The sequence below is a fragment of the Nonomuraea endophytica genome (assembly GCF_014203235.1).
Classification (GTDB): domain Bacteria; phylum Actinomycetota; class Actinomycetes; order Streptosporangiales; family Streptosporangiaceae; genus Nonomuraea; species Nonomuraea endophytica.
The window spans coordinates 142,756-160,359 of record NZ_JACHIN010000010.1 but is presented as its reverse complement, the minus strand read 5'-3'; the positions used below and the strand labels follow the sequence as shown (position 1 = coordinate 160,359).

Sequence of the window (17,604 nt, the reverse complement as noted above, 5' to 3'; positions counted from 1 at the left end):
GGATAATCCAGCCCATGTCATCGCCCTCCGGACTGGACGTCCTCGTGCTCGGACCGGTCGTGATCCGTGCCGGGCAGGCCCTGGTCCGTCTGGAGCGCCCGCTCGAACGCGCGCTCCTGGCCCGGCTCGCGCTGGCCGGCGGGCGCCCCGTGCCGGACGAACGGCTCGCCGCCGACCTGTGGGGCGAGGCCGAACTCACCCGCCCCACTGAACGGCTGCGCGTCCTGGCCTCCCGCCTGCGCACCGCCCTCACCACCACGCCATCCCCATCCCCGTCCCTGGCTGGGGCGCGGTCGGACGGAGCGCGGCTGGTCAGGGCGGCAGGTGGCTACTCCCTCGACGCGGGCCCCGCCGACCTGCGCGCCGCCCGTGAGGCGGCCGAGAGCCTGCACGCCGCCGCGCGCGCCGGTGACCACCGCTCGGCCAGGACTGCGGCGGCCGAGGCGCTCGGGCTGTGGCGGGGCTCGTCGCTGGAGGATCTGCGGGCCGTTCCCTTCGCGGCGGCCGAGGGCGAGCGGCTGGACGCGTGGCGCTTCGACCTGCTTGTGGAGCGGCTGCAGGCCGACCTGGCCCTGGGCGCCGCCGCCGAGGCCCGGCCCGAGCTGGAACGGCTGGCCGCCGACCATCCCCTGCACGAGCGGGTGCACGGGCTGCTGGCCACCGCCCTCTACCAGACCGGACGGCAGGCCGAGGCCCTGGACCGGCTGGCCAGGCTGCGCCGCACGCTCGCCGAGGACCTCGGCGTGGACCCGGCCCCGGAGACGGCGCGCCTGGAGTTGCTCATGCTCCGCCAGGACCCCTCCCTGCTCCACCAGCCGCCCGGCCCGGCGCGTGAAGCAGGCGGGCCGCCGGGGGCAGGCGGGCTGCCGGGAGCAGGTGAGTCGCCGGGTGGAGGTGGCTTGCCGGGCGAAGGCGGGGTGTCGGGAGATGGGGCGGTGCGGCTGCCTGGGCCCGGGACCAGTTTCGTGGGCCGTGACGGCGACCTGGCCGCCCTGGTGGGCCGGTTGGCGCGGCCGGGGCTGGTGACGCTCACCGGCGGACCGGGCAGCGGGAAGTCCCGGCTGGCGATCGAGGCGGCAAGATCGGTGGCCGGGCAGTGGCCCGCCACGGTGGCGGGACAGCGCCCGGTCGCGGTGACAGGGCACCCGGTCGCGGTGGCAGGGCAGCGGGCGGTCACTGTGGTGGAGCTTGCTCCGTTGCAGAGGGAGGACGCGGTCTGGGCGGCCGTCGGGGCCGATCCCGGTGACCCGGGCGAGGCGGCCGCGCGGCTCGACGGTTCGCTGCTGGTGCTGGACAACGCCGAGCACCTGGTCGAGGCGGTGGCGGAGCTGGTGATGGCGCTGCTGGGCCGTACAACAGGGCTGACTGTGCTTGTCACCTCACAGCGGCCGCTGCTGGCGCCCGGCGAGGAGTTGCACAGGGTCGGGCCGCTCGCGCCCGCGGCGGCGGCGCGGTTGTTCCTGCAGCGGTGCGCGCCCGACCAGAGCGGCGCCGACCCGGCAGCCGTGGCCGCGATCTGCGCCGCGGTGGACCGGCTGCCGCTGGGCATCGAGCTCGCGGCGGGACTCACCCGGGCGCTGACCGCCGCCCAGCTGGCCACGCGTGTGGAGGACCGGCTGCGGCTGCTGGTCGGTGGCGCGCGCGGCGCCGGCGGACGGCACACGAGCCTGCGCGCCGCCCTCGACTGGAGCCACGACCTGCTGGAGGAGCGCGAGCGCGCGGTCCTGCGCCAGGTGTCGGTCTTCAGCGGCGGCTTCACGCTGGAGGCCGCCGAGCACGTCGCCGCCGCGCGCATGCCGGTCGGCGACGTCGCCCCCGCGCTGGCCGAGCTCGCCGACCGCAGCCTGGTGACGGTGGAGACCGGCGGTGGCGAGCGCAGGTTCGGGCTGCTGGAGACCGTCAAGGACTATGCCACGGTACGGCTGGCCGCCGCCGGCGAGACCGAATCGGCCCGCGCCGCGCACCTGGGCTGGTGCCTGGAGTTCGTCAGGCAGGCCGGCGACCCGGACGACTTCGCCGCCGCCGAGGCGGTCGGCGCGGTGTTCGCCGAGTGGCCGAACCTGCTGGCCGCGCTGGACGGCGCCCCGGACACCGAACGCGCCGCCGACGGCCTGCGGCTCGCGCTGGAACTGCACACCCCGTGGCTGATCAGAGGCTGGTACGCCGAGGCCAGACGCCACTTCGCGGCCCTGTCCGACGCCCCCGGCAGCACCCGGGCCGAACGCGCTGCCGCCCTGTGCGACCACGGCTTCGTCACGACCATGGTCGGCCAGTTCGACGAGGCCGCCGCCCTGCTGGCCAGGGCCGCGGAGCTGGCCGACGACGACACGCTGACCATGAACGTCCGCTACTACCGCGGCATCGTGGAGATCGAGCGCGGGCGGCTGAAGGACGCCCTCGCCCCGCTGCTGGAGGGCCAGGAGCTGGCGGAGCGGCTATCCAACGCGCAGCGCAGGTCCGCGTTCGCCGACGCGCTGGGCACCCTGTACCTGTACACGGGCGAGGCCGAGGCGGCGCTCGACCGCTACGTCACCGCCAACGCCCTCGACCGGGCGAGCGGCGACGAGCACGGCCTGGCCAGGGGCCTGAGCAACCAGGCACAGGCGCTGCTGGCCATGGGCCGCACCCGCGAGGCGGTGGCCTGCGCCGACGAGTCCGGCCACTACGCGGCGCGGCTGGACGACCGGCAGATCCTGCCGCTGAACGAGCTGGTCAGGGGCAACGCCCTGCTCGCCGACGGCGACATGGGCGCGGCGCAGACGCACCTGCGCGCGGCGCTGGCCTACGCGGTCGAGGACGGCACCGGGGCGAGCATGGCGCACATCGACCTGGCCGACATGCTGATCCTGCGCGGCGACCTGGACGAGGCCGGTTCGCTGCTGCGGGCGGTCTACGCCGACGCGCCGGAGGGCAGCACGCCGTGGCTGGCCGCCAGGGCGGTCTCGGCGGCGCTGACGCTCGCCTCCGGCGACCGGGCCGGCGCCGGGGACCTGGCCGAGGCGACGGCCTCCGCGTACGCCGCCTCGGGGTTCGGCTGGCCGAGGTACACCGCCCGGCTGGCCGAGGTCCGCCGCGAACTGGGCCTCTAACCGTCGGTGATCTGGGCGTCGAGCGGCTCGCCGTACCCGCCGAGCTGGATCTTCACCGACGCGACGTTCTCGGGGGGCGCGGGCACCAGCCCCCACAGCGTCACCTCCGCGCCGGCGGGCAGCACGTCGAGCTTGCCCGGCATGAAGCCGGAGCTGAGCGTGCCGACGAAGTCGAAGTAGGTGGGCTCGGCGAACCCGCACAGCTCGTGCCGGCTGCCGGGGCCGCTGACCGACAGCTGTCCCGTGGTGAGCTCCTTGGGCGTGAAGTGGTTCTCGTACGACAGCGGTGCCGGATCGGAGCCGGGGTTGGTCACCTTCACCGAGGCCAGCAGGTAGCCCGACAGCCGGCGCACGCTGTCGACCTCGGCCCGCAGGCCGGCGTCGGACAGTTCGCCGCCGGAGACCGGCGCGGCGGGCTCGCGCTCGCCGTCCACCTCGACCTCGACGCGCCGGTTCTTGGCCCGTCCGCGGGGGTCGTCGCTGCCGTCCGGCTTGGCGTTCGGGGCGACGGGGTCGCTCTCGCCGTGGCCCTTGGCCCGGTAGTCGAAGGAGTCGCCGAGCGAGGGGCCGAGCGCCTGGCGGACCGCCTGTGCCCGGCGCTCGGACAGCGTCTGGTTGTCGGCGTCGCCGCCCACGCCGTCGGTGTGGCCGTCGACGGTGACGGTGCCGGAGGAGGCGCCGACCCGCTCGCCGAGACCGGTGATCGCCGATCTGGCCGCGGGTGACAGCTTGGCGCTGCCGAACTCGAACAGCACGTCGCTGGGCAGCGTGAACGCCTCCTTGCTGCCCTTGCCGACCTTGCAGACCAGCGCGCCCACCTGCGCGTCGCCCTGGCCCGGCGGCACCTCGCCGTCCTCGGGACCGGCGGCGCCGATCGGCACCATCACGGGACGCATGCCGTTGAGCGCCACGAGCAGTTCGGCGGTCTCCTGCGGCGGCGCGGTGAACACGGCCGTCACCGGCGTGCTCCCACCGGGCTCCACGTCCACGTCCTCGCTGATGCGCCCTTCGCCGGAGTTTCCCGCCAGGCCGTAGGCGGCGCCCGTGACCGGGTCGACGAGCGCCACCAGCCGTTCGCGGGCGTCCAGGCCGAGCGTGCCGAGCGACAGTTCCTTGTCCGTGCCGTTGAACAGGTCGAACCGCAGCGCCAGCTCCCTCTCCCCCGACCTGGCCAGGCGCAGGTTCCTGGCCTCGACGGGCAGCGCGGTGGAGACGGCGGGGGCGACGATGCCGGGATCGGGCCGGCCCGGCTGGGGCTTGTTCGCGGTCGGCCGCGCCTCGTCCTGCGCGGGCCGGGGCTCCTCCGCGGACGGGGGCTCCTGCGTGCCCCCCGCAAGGGCGGAGGGTTCGTCCTGGCCGGAGGTGGATCGCGGGAGCGCGCCGCAGGCTGACAGGGTGATGACGAGGGCCACGCCGCAGGCCAGGCGCCGGGTGTGAGGGGTCATGCCGCCAGCGTGCCGGGGGCGCGTTCCACGGACGTCTCACCGGCGTCTCACGCGAAACACCTCCCCGAGAGCAGTGCTCTTGACACAGGCGCTCTCTTTCGAGAGCATTGCTCTCACAACAGAGCACTGAACTTCAAGGAGACCCCGATGCCCGCCCCTCGCCTCACCTCCGCCGCCTTCGCGGCCACCGGCCTGATGTTCCTGCTCTATCCGGTTCTGCGCCCCTCGGGCGACGACGCGGCCGCCATGGCCTCGACGAACTGGGTCGTCGGGCACCTCGCGGCCATGCTCGGGTTCATCCTGCTGGGCCTCGCCGTACTCGGGCTCCACCAGCTTCTCGGCGACCGGCTCTCGCTGCGCGCCGCGGTCGTCACCTGGATCGGCGCCGGGCTGACCCTGCCCTACTACGGCGCGGAGGACTTCGGGCTCAACGTCATCGCCCAGCGCTCCCTGCGCGACGGCGCGCCCGCGCTGATGGAACTGGCGGAGGAGTTCCGTTACGGGACGGTGGCGGTCACGATGTTCGCCGGCGGCCTGCTGCTGCTCGGTATCGGCGCGGTCATGGCCGCGGTGGCCGTGTGGCGCACGGGCGTGCTGAGCAAGTGGAGCGCGGTGCCGCTGGCCACCGGGTTCGCCCTGTTCATCCCGCAGTTCTTCGCGCCGGTCTACGCCCTGCGCATCGCCCACGGGGTGCTCGTCGCGCTCGGCGCGGTGTGGCTGGCCGTGGAAATGTGGCGCTCGCGAACCGCGTGAAACAAGAACTTCCTCCCACTCCTGGCGGCCTGAGCGGTTGGATCACGCTCCGGGTGGGAATCCCATCACGGTACCAAGCGTTAGACACCGTGGGAGACAGACCCCCCATCTTAGTGGGGGCCCTGTAGGAGGCATTTAGACATGGGCGAGCGCGCACTTCGTGGCACCCGGCTCGGGGCAACCAGCTACGAGAACGACCGTAACACGGATCTGGCCCCGCGCCAGGAGGTGTCCTACACCTGTCCGAAGGGCCATCGCTTCGAGGTTCCGCTTGCCGCTGAAGCCGAGATCCCCGCCACCTGGGAGTGCCGCATGTGCGGCGTGACCGCGGTGCGCGTGGACGGCGAGCAGCCGGAGTCGAAGAAGGCGAAGCCACCGAGGACGCACTGGGACATGCTCCTGGAGCGGAGGTCCATCGAGGACCTGGAAGAGGTGCTCAACGAGAGGCTGGCCGTACTACGCGCCCAGCGTCGCAAGAGCGCCTGACACATTCTCACGGTGAAGCCCCCGGACCCTGACGGGTTCGGGGGCTTTGGCTTGCCCTGACGGTTCGGGAGCTTCGGTGTGTCCGCGACCGGCCGCTCAGCCGCCGTCGCGCTCCTCCCTGATGACCTCGCCGTGCACGACCTTGCCGCCCTCCCCCGCGGGGTCCTGGTCCACGCGCGGGAAGGGCACACCCAGGTTCGCGTACGGCGAAGCCGCCGCCATCGCCTTGACCCGGCGGGCGAAGAACCACGACCCCAGGCGGCGCATCATCGGCCGTGTGAACGGCAGCACGCACAGGAACCCCACGATGCCGGTCAGGAACCCCGGCGTCAGCAGCAGGGCCCCGCCTATGAGCATGAGCGCGCCGTCGGCCAGTTCCTTGTCCGGCATACGCCCCGACTGCAGCGACTCGTTGATGCTGCGCCAGGCCCGGCGGCCCTCGCGGCGCACGATCCACGCGCCGAACAGGCTGTCGGCGATCAGCAGCGCCACCGTCGTCCAGCCGCCGATCACGGAGCCGACCTGGATGAGCACCCAGATCTCCAGCACGGGCACGACCAGGAAGGCCAGGAAAAGCAGGAGCCGGACCATCGATTTCCTCATTCGGGCAGGCGGACGCCGTTTACGGTCGGTACAACGTCCGGGCCGCCCCGGACGTTCCACACAAGCACACACCCCGGCCGTCGCACACCCCAGGAGGCTCGGCACTAGCCGGGACGTTCCGCGCCCTGGGACATTCCGCACGGCCAAGACATTCCGCGCGAGCCGGGACGTTCCGCGACCCGGGACGGTCTGGGCGGGCGCGCCCCGGGATGTTTCGAGTGGGTGTGGGGTCAGCGGCGGCGGCGCAGGCGGGAGGGGAGCCCGGTGATGCCCCAGAGGCTCACCCGCCACAGCGCCTCGGTGATGACCTTGCCGCTCATCTTGCTGACCCCGTTGACCCGCTCCACGAACGTGATCGGCACCTCACGGGCACGCAGCCCGCTACGGACGGTGCGCAGGGTGAGGTCGACCTGGAAGCAGTAGCCCTGCGACTCCACGCCCGACACGCCGATCTTCTCCAGCGTGGCGGCACGGTAGGCGCGGAAGCCCGCCGTCGCGTCGCGGATCGGCAGGCCCAGGATGAGGCGGACGTAGACGTTGGCGCCCCGGGACAGGAACTCGCGGTGCGCCGGCCAGTTGACGACCTTGCCGCCGGGCACCCATCGCGAGCCGATCGCCAGGTCCGCGCCCTCGGCCAGCGCCTCCAGCAGCTTGGGCAGCTCTTCCGGCTGGTGGGACCCGTCGGCGTCCATCTCGACGAGCACGTCGTAGCCCTCGCTCATGCCCCAGCGGAACGCGGCGATGTAGGCGGCGCCGAGCCCCTGCTTGCCAGGCCGGTGCAGGACGTGGACGTGGTCGTCCTTGGCGGCCAGTTCGTCGGCGAGGTCGCCGGTGCCGTCGGGGCTGTTGTCGTCGACGATCATGAGGTGCGCGTCGGGCACGGAGGCCCGGATCCGTTCGGCGATCAGCGGCAGGTTGTCACGCTCGTTGTACGTGGGTACGACGATGAGCACCCGGCCAAGCGTCTCCATGGTCAGTCGTTACCTCATCCGATCGTCTCGGCGCCTGCCGCGCCACGCGGCGACGCCTACGGCCCCCACACCCATCACCATCAATGCCCATTCGGGCGCCGCGCCCACCGTGGTGGCGAGCGTGGCCCGGGTCCTTACGGGCACCTTGACCACGTTCATGTCGGCGACCCCCTCGCGGGTCTGCCAGGAGACCTTACCGTCCGGTGTGACGAAGGCGGAGATCCCTGTGGTCGCGGCGGTCACCACGGCTCGATTGTGCTCCACCGCGCGCAGCTTGGACATGGCAAGTTGTTGCGGGGGAAGATTGGACAGTGCGTAGGTGGCGTTGTTCGTCTGTACGGCCAGCGGCGTCCCACCAGCCCTGACGGTCTCCCGGACGGTCGCGTCGAAGGCCACCTCGTAGCAGTTGACGGCGCCGATGGTGACCGGCCCCATCCGGAGGTCGCCCGGCCTGGTCCCCGCCACCGACTGCCGCCCGACGAGCCTGGCCCGTTCGAACAGCGTCAGGAAGACCTCCTTGAACGGCGTGTATTCGCCGAACGGGACGAGCTGCTGCTTGTCGTAATAGGCGCCGGGGCCCTTGACCGGGTCCCAGACAAGGCTGCGGGTGGCGCGCTCCGAGTCGCCGATCGAGACGACCGCGCCGACCAGCGTGGGCACCCCGACGTCCTTGACCGACGCGTCGATGACCGAGCGGGCGAAGTCGCTGCGGTAGGGGTCGATGTCGGTGGAGTTCTCGGGGAGGATGACGATGTCCGGCTTGAGCACCTTGCCGTCGCGCGCGGCCTGGGCCAGGCGCTTGGTCTCGTTGGCGTGGTTCTGCAGGACGATGGCGGGTTCCTCGCCGAAGGCGTACATGCCCTTGCCGGGCACGTTGCCCTGGACGATGCCGATGTTGACGGACCTGCCCTCGTCTCCCGGCCGCGGGATCGCGAGCGCCGCCACGGGTACGGCCAGCGCGAGCGCCAGTGGCGCCACCGCCAGACGCCTGTCACGCGGCTCTGGGGCGCCGGTGGCCCGGCGTAGCGCCGGAAGGTGCCGGACGGCCGCGTAGGCGATCAGCGAGCCGCACAGCGCCACGACGAAGGTCACCAGCGGCACGCCGCCGAGCGCGGCGTACGGGGTGAACGGCGACTCGCCCTGGCTGAAGGCGACCCTGGCCCAGGGGAAGCCGCCCACCGGGAAGGTCGAGCGGCACCACTCCATGCCCACCCACAGCGCCGCCGACCACAGCGGCCACCAGGGCAGGCGCAGGGTGAGCCGGGTCAGGAAGGCCCAGGCGGCGTAGAAGAGGCTCTCGACGGCGACCAGCGCGATCCAGGCGTCGACGCCGATCGGGCTGACCCACCACAGGGTCGGCAGCAGGAAGACCACGCCGGCCAGGTAGCCGAGCCAGGCGGCGCGGCGGGGGCGGCAGCCGTACACGGAGATGACCAGGAGCGCGAGGCCGATCGGCGCGCTCCACCACCAGTCGAGCGGCGGGAAGGCGAGGAAGAGCGCGAGCCCTCCGGCGACGGCGGCGGCCACCCGGGCCGGCAGGCGCGCGGGCGGTTCCTTGATCCACTTCGCCGACTTCGCCGATGGTGTGGCGGGCGCGGCGGGGCCGGGGAGGGGCGAGGGCGGTGGGGCCGCCGCTTTCTCCTGCACCACGCCGGTCTCCTCGCGATCGCTTCAAGCCGTCGCGCAAACGGTACCGCCTGGCCGGGGCGATTGGCTCTGCGCCTGGCCAGGAGTGTCGTACCTGGCAGGGTGACCTCGCGACGCCGTCGGGCCGCGAGATCACCCGGCGCTTGTGGTGATCCGCTGGCACGGGAGCGGGAAGAGGGCCCGGAAACCCTTCGGACCGGACCCGTCTCGTCGGCGGCGAGCGCGGAATTCCGTTGTCTACTGGGCTACCGGGCCCGTCCCGGGTCCAACCCCCCGCCCGGTTGGGGTGCCCCGACTCGACGGACCGACGGCCCTGCACCTGGCTGTGTGGACGGAGTCGCGCACAATGAGTCACGCTCCGTCACGGACGCAGGATCCGACGATGTCAGAGACGGCCAACCGGCCAAGTCCCGTGCTGGACTGCGCAGCAAACTACCGACTCCAACTCAGATGTCAACCGTGTCCCGATCAGCGGAAACATCAAGTTTTCGCAGGTAGTCCATGGGAGCGGTACGGTGACGGGGCAGTGACCTCCCAAGGGGGCCGCCGCGCTAAAGCCCATTTGTCGGTCCATTTCCTCGCGGCCGCAAGCGGCTCAGGGCCGGGCCCAGCGGGCGATCGTGGGCGACGCCGAGGCGTTGTGTGGCGCGGGTCAGGGCCACGTAAAGATCGCTCGAACCGCGCGCCGACTGCTCGACGATCAGTTGCGGTTCCGTCACGATCACGGAGTCGAACTCCAGCCCTTTCGCGTCCGCCACGCCCATCACCGCCACCGGCGCGTCCAGCGCGGCCGCCCCGCCGCCCACGGCCGTGCCGGGCACCGCCGCCGCGACGCTCGCGCCCAGCGCGCCGACCAGGACGTCCGGGGCGACGACGACGACCTTGCCGCCCTCGCCCACCTCCGCCTTGACCAGTTCCGGCAGCTCCATCAGCGGCGCCGACCAGGGCGTCGCGCCGCTCTCGCGCACCGAGGTCGGCGCCCGCAGCTCGGGGTCGATGGTGGCCAGCACGTCGGCGGCGACCGCCATCAGCTCCACGGGCGTGCGGTAGTTGACGGTCAGCTTCTCCTGGCGCCAGCGCCCGGCCACGTAAGGGTCGAGGACGTCGGCCCAGGCCCGCGCCCCGGCCGCCGAGCCGGTCTGGGCGATGTCGCCCACGATCGTCATCGAACGCGTGGGGATGCGGCGCATGAGCGTCCGCCACGCCATCGGCGACAGTTCCTGCGCCTCGTCCACGATGACGTGGCCGTAGGCCCAGGTGCGGTCGGCGGCGGCGCGCTCGGCCGTGGTCAGGTAGGGGCCGCCGCCGCGCTGGCGCTCGGCCAGCCGCTCGGCCTCCATGACGTCGGACAGACCCGTCAGCTCCAGGACCTCGCGCGCGTAGGCGAGCTCCGCCTCGCGCTCGTGCTCCTCGGCCTGGCGGGCCGCGGCGAGGTCCTCCTCGGCCTGGGCGGCGCTGGCGCGCAGCACCTTCTCGTCGATCTCGCCCAGGAGCTCGGCCGCCTCGTCCAGCAGCGGGACGTCGGACTCGGTCCACTCCCCGCCCTCCCTGCGCAGCAAGGCGCGTTCGGCGGGGGTCAGGGCCGAGGCGGCGTAGTCGAGGCGTTCCGGCGAGCCGTACAGGCCGAGAAGAAGGCGCTGCGGCGTCAGATACGGCCAGAAGCGGTTGAGCGCGGTGCGCACCACCTGCTCGGTGCGCAACTCCTCGCGCAGGTCCGCCAGCTCGTCGTCGTCGATGAGGCCCTTGCCTATCTTCTTGGCCGCCTGGCGGGCCAGGGCGTTGAGTATGGAGCGGACGAACACCGCGCGCGCCTGGTTGTGCGGGCGGCGCGAGCGCACCGCCTTGTTGCGCGCGGCGTCGAGCATGCCCGGCTCGATCGTGAGCGTGTAGCGGCCCAGCGGGAGCTGGACGGGCTTGCGCTGGACGCGCTGGCGGTCGCGCACGGCCCGCGCGATCACCTCGGCCATCCTGATGTCGCCCTTCAGCGCCGCCGTCTCCGGACGGTCGCGGGCGGTGGCGTTCAGGCCCGGATAGAGCTCGCCGACCGTGGACAGCAGCACGTCGGTCTCGCCGAGCGAGGGCAGCACCTGCTCGATGTAGCGCAGGAAGGTCAGGTTGGGGCCCAGGATGAGCACGCCGCGCCGTTCCAGGCGCTCGCGGTGGGTGTAAAGAAGGTAGGCGGCGCGGTGCAGCGCCACGACCGTCTTGCCCGTGCCGGGGCCGCCCTGGACGACCAGCACGCCGTTGAGGTCGGCGCGGATGACGCGGTCCTGCTCGGCCTGGATGGTCGCCACGATGTCGCGCATGCGGCCCGTGCGCTTCTCGTCCAGCGCCGCCAGCAGGGCGGCCTCGCCGTTCAGGGTGGCGCGGTCGGCCTCGCTGATCCCGTCGAGGTCCAGCAGGTCGTCGTCAACCCCCACCACGGTACGGCCGCGCGTCTGCAGATGCCGGCGGCGGGTGACGCCCATGGGGGCGGCCGGCGTGGCGCGGTAGAACGGCTGGGCGACCGGCGCGCGCCAGTCGATGAGCAGCCGCTCCTGCTCGTCGTCGGTGAGGCCGAGCTTGCCGATGTAGAGCCGGCCTTCCTCCGTGTGGTCCAGCCGGCCGAAGACCAGTCCGCGCTCGACCGCCCACAAACGGGCGAGGCGATTGGCGTACATGTCGGCGAAGGTGTCGCGTTCGGAGCGGTTCTGCAGGGTGCCGACGGCTCCGGTGGCCAGGACGTCCTTCAGCTGGCTCTGGGTGCGCTCTCGCAGCACGTCAAGCCGGGTGTACAGGCGGGAGACGTACTGCTGCTCCTTGGCCAGCTCGGTTTGACGGGCGGTAGTGGGACCACTAGTGTTTGTGGTGTTAATGGGACACTCCGGGCCATTCTGCTAGTTGTTACGACAAATCACGACCTTAGCATGCCTGTTGAGACACCCAGGATCTTCCTTTCCTTGTGACGGTCACGTCTTGGTTTCACCTCTTGACCGATCCTGCCAGGACTCCGTACGTTCACACCAAGTTAGGAAACTTTCCTAACCCTCACCCCGGTAGTCGGGACCCCGGTAGTCGGGACCCCGGAAGTCGGGACCCCGGAAGTCGGGACCCCGGAAGTCGGGACCCCGGAAGTCGGGACCCCGGAAGTCGGGACCCCGGAAGTCGGGACCCGCAGGTCTTGTGGGTGGGGGTGGGGTGAGGACGTGGTGAGGGAGATGTCGTGAGTGGTCCGGTTCCTGGTACTCCAAGTCTGCTACGCGCGATCAACGACCGCGCGGCCCTGCAGGCGCTTCTGGAGCGAGGGCCCCTGACGCGCCCCGAGATCGGCACCCTGACCGGCCTGTCCAAGCCCACCGCCTCCCAGCTCCTGTCCCGTCTGCAGGACGCCGGCCTGGTGGTCCTCGACGGGATCAGGGAAGGACTGCCGGGCCGTACAGCAGAGGTTTACCGGATCAACCCCGCCGCCGCCTACGTCGGCGCGCTCGACGTCACCCCCGACCGTATCCAGGCGCGGGTCGCGGACATCACCGGCGCGGTCGTCGGCGAGTACACGCTGGCCACCACGCGCCGCCCCGCGGGCACCCTCGTCGAACGGCTGCGCGCCGCGCTCGACGGCGCCAACGCGCCAGGACGGCTGCGCCGCGTGGTCATCGGCGTCCAGGGCGCCATGGACCCGACCACCGGCCGCCTCGGCTTCGCCACCGCCAAGGACGTGCCGGGCTGGCTGATCCCCGATCTGGTGCCCACGCTCGCCGAAGGGCTGGACGCGCCGGTCGACGTGGAGAACAACGTCAACCTCGTGGCGCTGGCCGAGCAGGCGCACGGCGTGGCGCGCGGGCACGGCGACTTCGTGCTCCTGTGGGCCGACGAGGGCATCGGCATGGCCATCGTGCTCGGCGGCCGGATGCACCGGGGCGCCACCGGCGGCGCCGGCGAGGTCGGCTACATGCCGACGCCCGGCGCGCCGACCGCGCGGGAGGCCGGGCGCTACGCCAACCACGGCTACCAGGCGCTCAGCGGCGGCCCCGCCGTACACACACTTCTTCAGTCCTACGGCGTGCGCGGGTCGGACTTCCGTCAGGCCATCGCCAACGCCACGCGCGCCGCCCAGGGAAGCGGGCAGCGCGCCGACGACGCCAGGGCGGGGCTGCGCGATGTCGCGGCCCGGCTCGCGGTGGGGCTGGCCTCGATCACCTCGGTGATCGACCCGGCGCTCATCGTGCTGACCGGCGGCACCGTGCTGACCGGCGGCGAAACCCTGCGTGAGCTCGTCGAACACGAGCTTCACGCGCTCACAACCCTTCGACCTCAGGTGCGCTTGTCGACCATGGAAGGCAATCCCGTCCTCGCCGGCGCGCTCGACCTGGCCCTCGACACAGCCCGTGACGAGGTCTTCAGCAGTACGGTTTCCACGCCATGAGGAGGCACCCCCCGTGCGCTTCGTCCCCCTGGCGGTCGCCGGGCTCACAGCCCTGGTCCTGACCGCCTGCACAGCGGGCAAGGAGGCGGCGCCGTCGCTCGGCGCCCAGCCCAAGCCCTCAGGATCGGCCTCGCAGGCGCTGCCCGCGGCCACCCTCGAACTCTGGCACGGCTTCGCCACCGATGCCGAGGCCAAGGCGTTCGAGGACTCCATCGCGGCCTTCAGCAAGAAGTTCCCGCAGATCACCGTCAAGACCAAGAAGGGCGTCCAGGACGACCAGATCACCGCGGCCATCCGCGGCGGCAAGGCGCCCGACGTGGCCGCGTCCTTCACCACCGACAGCGTCGCCCAGTGGTGTAAGTCGGGAGCGTTCCAGGATCTCACGCCGGTCATCAAGCAGGACGGCATCGACCTGTCGGTGCTGCCCGAGGCCTCGCGCACCTACACGGAGTTCGAGGGCAAGCGGTGCATGATGCCGCTGCTGGCCGACGCCTACGGCATGTACTACAACCGCGCCCTGATGAAGGGCAGCGAGCCGCCCAAGACGTTGTCGGAGCTGACCGAGCTGACCAAGAAGCTCACGGTCCGCGACGCCAACGGCGACATCAAGGTGGCCGGCTTCATCCCCAGCGCGCAGTACTACGAGAACAGCCCGTCGCACCTCGGCCCCATGGTTGGCGCCAAGTGGTACAACGACGACGGCACCTCGGCCATCGGCTCCGACCCCGCCTGGAAGCAGTTGCTGACCTGGCAGAAGGAGCTGGTCGACTGGTACGGCTACGACAAGCTTGAGAAGTTCCGCAAGGGCCTGGGCGACGAGTGGGGCGCCGAGCACCCGTTCTTCAAGGGCAAGGTGGCCATGATCCTGGACGGCGAGTGGCGCAACGCCATGATCGCCAATGACCCCAAGGCCAAGGGCCTGGACTACGGCACCGCCCCCCTGCCGGTCGCCGACGACAAGCCCGACCTGTACGGCAGCGGCTTCACCGCCGGAACCGTCATCGGCGTCTCCAAGGGCGCCAAGAACCCGCAGCAGGCCTGGGAGCTGATCAAGCACCTGACGACCGACACCGACTCGCTGGTGACGCTCTCCAACGCGCTGCGCAACGTGCCCACGACCAAGGCCGCGATGGAGTCGCCCAACCTGGCCAAGGACGACAACTTCAAGACCTTCCTCGACATCTTCTCCCACCCGAAGACCTCGACGCTGCCCGCCAACGTCAACAGCGTCTTCAACCAGGACGCCTTCTCCACCTTCATGGCCTCCTGGGAGAAGGGGCAGGTCAAGGACCTCGACGCCGGGCTGAAAGAGGTCGACAAGCGGATCGACGACAAGATGAAGCTGTCCGGAGGCTGATGTGGCTTCCCGCGCTCACGCTGCGCCGCCGTCCCGGTGGCGGCGCAGCGAGGGCCTGCGCGCCCTCGTGTGGCTGTCGCCCTGGCTGGTCGGGATCTCGATCTTCTTCGTCTACCCGCTCGTGGCGACCGTCTACTTCTCCTTCCACCGCTATGACCTGTTCACGCTGGAGTTCATCGGCCTGGACAACTGGCGCTACCTGTTCAAGGACGACCGGGTCTGGACGTCGATCCAGAACACGCTGTGGCTGGTCGTGTTCATGGTCCCGGCGCAGCTGATCTTCGCGCTCGGCGTGGCCCAGCTCATCACCCGGCTGAAGTCCGGCCTCGGGCTGATCCGCACCATCGTCTACCTGCCCTCGCTGGTGCCGATGGTGGCCGGCACGGTGGCGTTCGTCTTCCTGATGAACCCCTCGACCGGCCCGTGGAACCAGCTTCTGGCGCTGGTCGGCATCACCGGCCCCGACTGGTTCGGCAACCCCGCCTGGTCGAAGCCGAGCCTGACGCTGCTGGCCATGTGGAGCTGCGGCAACATGATCGTCATCTTCATGGCGGCGCTGCTCGACGTGCCCAAGCACCTGTACGAGGCGGCCTCCATCGACGGGGCGAACGCCTGGCGGCAGTTCCGCAGCGTCACGCTGCCGATGATCTCGCCGGTGCTGCTGTTCTCGACGATCACCGCGGTCATCTACGCCCTGCAGTACTTCACCCAGGCGATGATCGCCTCCCGGGTCGCGTCGGGCTCCACCGACTCGGCCGGGTCGGTGTTCACGCCCGGCTATCCCGACCAGTCGCTGCTGACCCTTCCGCAGTGGCTCTTCCACGCCGGCTTCCGCGACTTCTCCATGGGTTACGCCTGCGTGATGGCGCTCCTGCTGTTCGCGGCGGCGATGTTGTTCACCACGGTCCTGCTGCGCAGGTTCCGTTACGCGGAGGAGGTCTCATGAGCGCCACCGCGACCGCACCCGCCCGGCGGCGCGCCGTACGCGCCAGACCGGCGGCCGGCGCGCGGCGCAAGACGCTCCTGTGGATCGCCAAGCACGCGATCACCATCGTGCTCTGCATCATCTTCATCGCGCCGCTGGTCTTCGTGTTCCTGACCGCGCTGATGACCGACGAGCAGGCGCTCACGAGCGAATTGTGGCCGCAGACGTGGAACTGGTCGAACTTCGCCGCCGTGTTCGCCAAGTCGAAACTGGTGCAGTGGACGCTCAACACGTTCCTGTACGCCGCGCTGGCGACGACGTTCACGCTGCTGTCGTCGATCCCGGTCGCCTACGCGCTGGCCCGCTTCCGCTTCCGCGGGCGCAAGCTGGCGTTCCTGCTGGTCATCACCACGATGATGCTGCCGCCCCAGGTGGTGGCCGTCCCGGTCTACCTCATCTGGGCCCGCTTCGACCTGACGGACTCACTGTGGCCGCTGATCCTGCCGATGCTGCTGGGCGACGCGTTCTCGATCTTCCTGTTGCGCCAGTTCCTCGTCACGATCCCGCGCGACTACACCGACGCCGCCCGGGTGGACGGCTGCTCGGACGTCAAGACGCTGTTCAAGGTCATCCTGCCGATGGCCCGCCCGGCGATCGCGGCGGTCGCGCTCTTCCAGTTCTTCTACTGCTGGAACGACTACTACGGCCCACTCCTGTATGCGGGAGTCGACCAGGAGGGGTGGACGCTATCGCTGGGTCTGGCCACCTTCAAGGCCTTCCACAGCGTGCAATGGAACCTCACCATGGCGGCCACGCTGCTCGTGACGGCTCCGGTCATCGTCATCTTCTTCCTCGCGCAGAAGGTGTTCATCGAGGGGGTGACATTGACGGGGGTGAAGGGCTGATCCTGGCCGTCGACGGGGGCAACAGCAAGACCGACGTCGCTCTGGTCGCCGCGGACGGCCGGGTCCTGGCCACCGCACGCGGCGGCCCGTTCACGCCGCACACCGACGGCGTCCCCGCCGCCGTCGCCACAGTCCTCCACACGGTACGGCAGGCCGGCATCACCACCTCCCCCACGCTGGTCGCGGCCTTCCTGGCCGGCGCCGACCTGCCGGCGGAGGAGGAGGTCCTGGCCGCCGAGTTCGCCCTCCAGGGCTTCTCCGGCCAGATCGTGGTCCGCAACGACACGTTCGCGCTCCTGCGGGCCGGCGCGTCGGGACCGTGGGGCGTGGCCGTCGTCTGCGGCGCCGGCATCAACGCGGTCGGCGTCTCCCCCACCGGCCGGGTGGCCCGCTTCCCCGCCCTGGGGAAGATGTCGGGCGACTGGGGCGGCGGGCAGGACGTGGCGGAGGAGATGCTCTGGCACGCCGTGCGCGCCGAGGACGGCCGCGGCCCGGCGACCTCGCTGAGCACGCTGGTCACGCGGCAGTTCGCGGTCGGGTCCGTCGAGGAGCTCGTGCTCGACATGCACTTCGGCCGGATCGATCCGGCCCGCGTGCTGGAGCTGGCGCCCGGGCTGTTCACCGCCGCCGCCGCGGGCGACGAGGTGGCCGCGTCCCTGGTGCGGCGGCTGGCCCACGAGGTGGTGGGGATGGCGGAGGTGTGCCTGCGGCGGCTCGATCTGCTGGAGACGCCCACCGAGGTGGTCCTGGGCGGCGGCATGCTGACCGCGCGGGACCCGCTGATGACGGCGCTGCTCGACGGCGAGTTCGCCGGGCGGGCCCCTCGGGCCAAGCTGCTCGTCGCCGACGTGCCGCCGATCGCCGGGGCGGCGCTGAGCGGCCTGGACCTGCTCGGCGCCACCGAGGAGGCCAAGGCCCTCCTGCGCGCCCACTACGCGCCCCGGCGGCCCTGAACGGCTTCCCCGCTGCCTGCGGGGAGCCTGTTTAGGCGTTCTGAGCTGCGGATACTAATCACCACGGC

At 71.6% G+C, this 17,604-nt stretch carries 13 protein-coding genes; 8 read left to right on the top strand and 5 right to left on the bottom strand.

The window, feature by feature from the left end; genetic code table 11:
- Positions 1-14: 14 nt before the first annotated feature.
- A complete protein-coding gene (locus HNR40_RS33260) occupies positions 15-3,089 on the top strand; it encodes an AfsR/SARP family transcriptional regulator (protein ID WP_184968429.1) in 3,075 nt (1,024 codons plus the stop codon).
- Here the strand turns inward: HNR40_RS33260 and HNR40_RS33255 are convergent.
- A complete protein-coding gene (locus HNR40_RS33255) occupies positions 3,086-4,534 on the bottom strand; it encodes an OmpA family protein (RefSeq protein ID WP_184968427.1) in 1,449 nt (482 codons plus the stop codon). The two genes, HNR40_RS33260 and HNR40_RS33255, sit on opposite strands and share 4 nt — an antisense overlap.
- A 147-nt stretch (positions 4,535-4,681) precedes the next feature.
- On the opposite strand from HNR40_RS33255, the gene HNR40_RS33250 reads away from it, so the two are divergent.
- Positions 4,682-5,287 carry a hypothetical protein gene (locus HNR40_RS33250; RefSeq protein WP_184968425.1) on the top strand — a complete coding sequence of 202 codons (606 nt, stop codon included), beginning with the start codon at positions 4,682-4,684 and terminating at the stop codon, positions 5,285-5,287.
- A 141-nt stretch (positions 5,288-5,428) separates the two neighbouring features.
- Positions 5,429-5,773 carry an RNA polymerase-binding protein RbpA gene (locus HNR40_RS33245; protein WP_184968423.1) on the top strand — a complete coding sequence of 115 codons (345 nt, stop codon included), beginning with the start codon at positions 5,429-5,431 and terminating at the stop codon, positions 5,771-5,773.
- Between the two features lie 96 nt (positions 5,774-5,869).
- On the opposite strand, the gene HNR40_RS33240 is transcribed toward HNR40_RS33245, so the two are convergent.
- The 4 genes from HNR40_RS33240 to HNR40_RS33225 form a co-directional block, all read right to left on the bottom strand.
- The gene (locus HNR40_RS33240; protein ID WP_184968421.1) at positions 5,870-6,364 is read right to left on the bottom strand and encodes an FxsA family protein; all 495 of its coding nucleotides are present in this window, start codon (positions 6,362-6,364) and stop codon (positions 5,870-5,872) included.
- Positions 6,365-6,606: 242 nt separating this feature from the next.
- Entirely contained in the window at positions 6,607-7,347 is a 741-nt protein-coding gene (locus HNR40_RS33235) for a polyprenol monophosphomannose synthase (RefSeq protein ID WP_184968419.1), read from the bottom strand.
- A gap of 9 nt (positions 7,348-7,356) precedes the next feature.
- Positions 7,357-8,997 (bottom strand): apolipoprotein N-acyltransferase, encoded by a 1,641-nt coding sequence (lnt, locus tag HNR40_RS33230; protein WP_184968417.1) that lies wholly within the window; start codon positions 8,995-8,997, stop codon positions 7,357-7,359.
- Positions 8,998-9,545: 548 nt separating this feature from the next.
- Positions 9,546-11,801: a helicase domain-containing protein gene (locus tag HNR40_RS33225; protein ID WP_221341204.1), complete on the bottom strand. Its 2,256-nt coding sequence runs from the start codon at positions 11,799-11,801 to the stop codon at positions 9,546-9,548.
- A gap of 395 nt (positions 11,802-12,196) precedes the next feature.
- On the opposite strand from HNR40_RS33225, the gene HNR40_RS33220 reads away from it, so the two are divergent.
- Genes HNR40_RS33220 through HNR40_RS33200 form a run of 5 tightly spaced genes read left to right on the top strand, consistent with a single transcriptional unit; the run spans position 12,197 to position 17,536 of the window.
- Positions 12,197-13,396 (top strand): ROK family transcriptional regulator, encoded by a 1,200-nt coding sequence (locus tag HNR40_RS33220; protein ID WP_184968415.1) that lies wholly within the window; start codon positions 12,197-12,199, stop codon positions 13,394-13,396.
- Between the two features lie 13 nt (positions 13,397-13,409).
- Positions 13,410-14,753, top strand: coding sequence for an ABC transporter substrate-binding protein (locus tag HNR40_RS33215; protein WP_184968413.1), 1,344 nt, complete (start codon positions 13,410-13,412; stop codon positions 14,751-14,753).
- A gap of 1 nt (position 14,754) precedes the next feature.
- Positions 14,755-15,699 carry a carbohydrate ABC transporter permease gene (locus HNR40_RS33210; protein WP_184968411.1) on the top strand — a complete coding sequence of 315 codons (945 nt, stop codon included), beginning with the start codon at positions 14,755-14,757 and terminating at the stop codon, positions 15,697-15,699.
- Positions 15,696-16,583: a carbohydrate ABC transporter permease gene (locus HNR40_RS33205; RefSeq protein ID WP_184968409.1), complete on the top strand. Its 888-nt coding sequence runs from the start codon at positions 15,696-15,698 to the stop codon at positions 16,581-16,583. The genes HNR40_RS33210 and HNR40_RS33205 overlap by 4 nt, the downstream gene beginning before the upstream one ends.
- Complete coding sequence (locus HNR40_RS33200; RefSeq protein ID WP_184968407.1) at positions 16,469-17,536, top strand: N-acetylglucosamine kinase; 1,068 nt, start codon at positions 16,469-16,471, stop codon at positions 17,534-17,536. Before HNR40_RS33205 ends, HNR40_RS33200 begins: the two co-directional genes overlap by 115 nt.
- Positions 17,537-17,604: the final 68 nt, after the last annotated feature.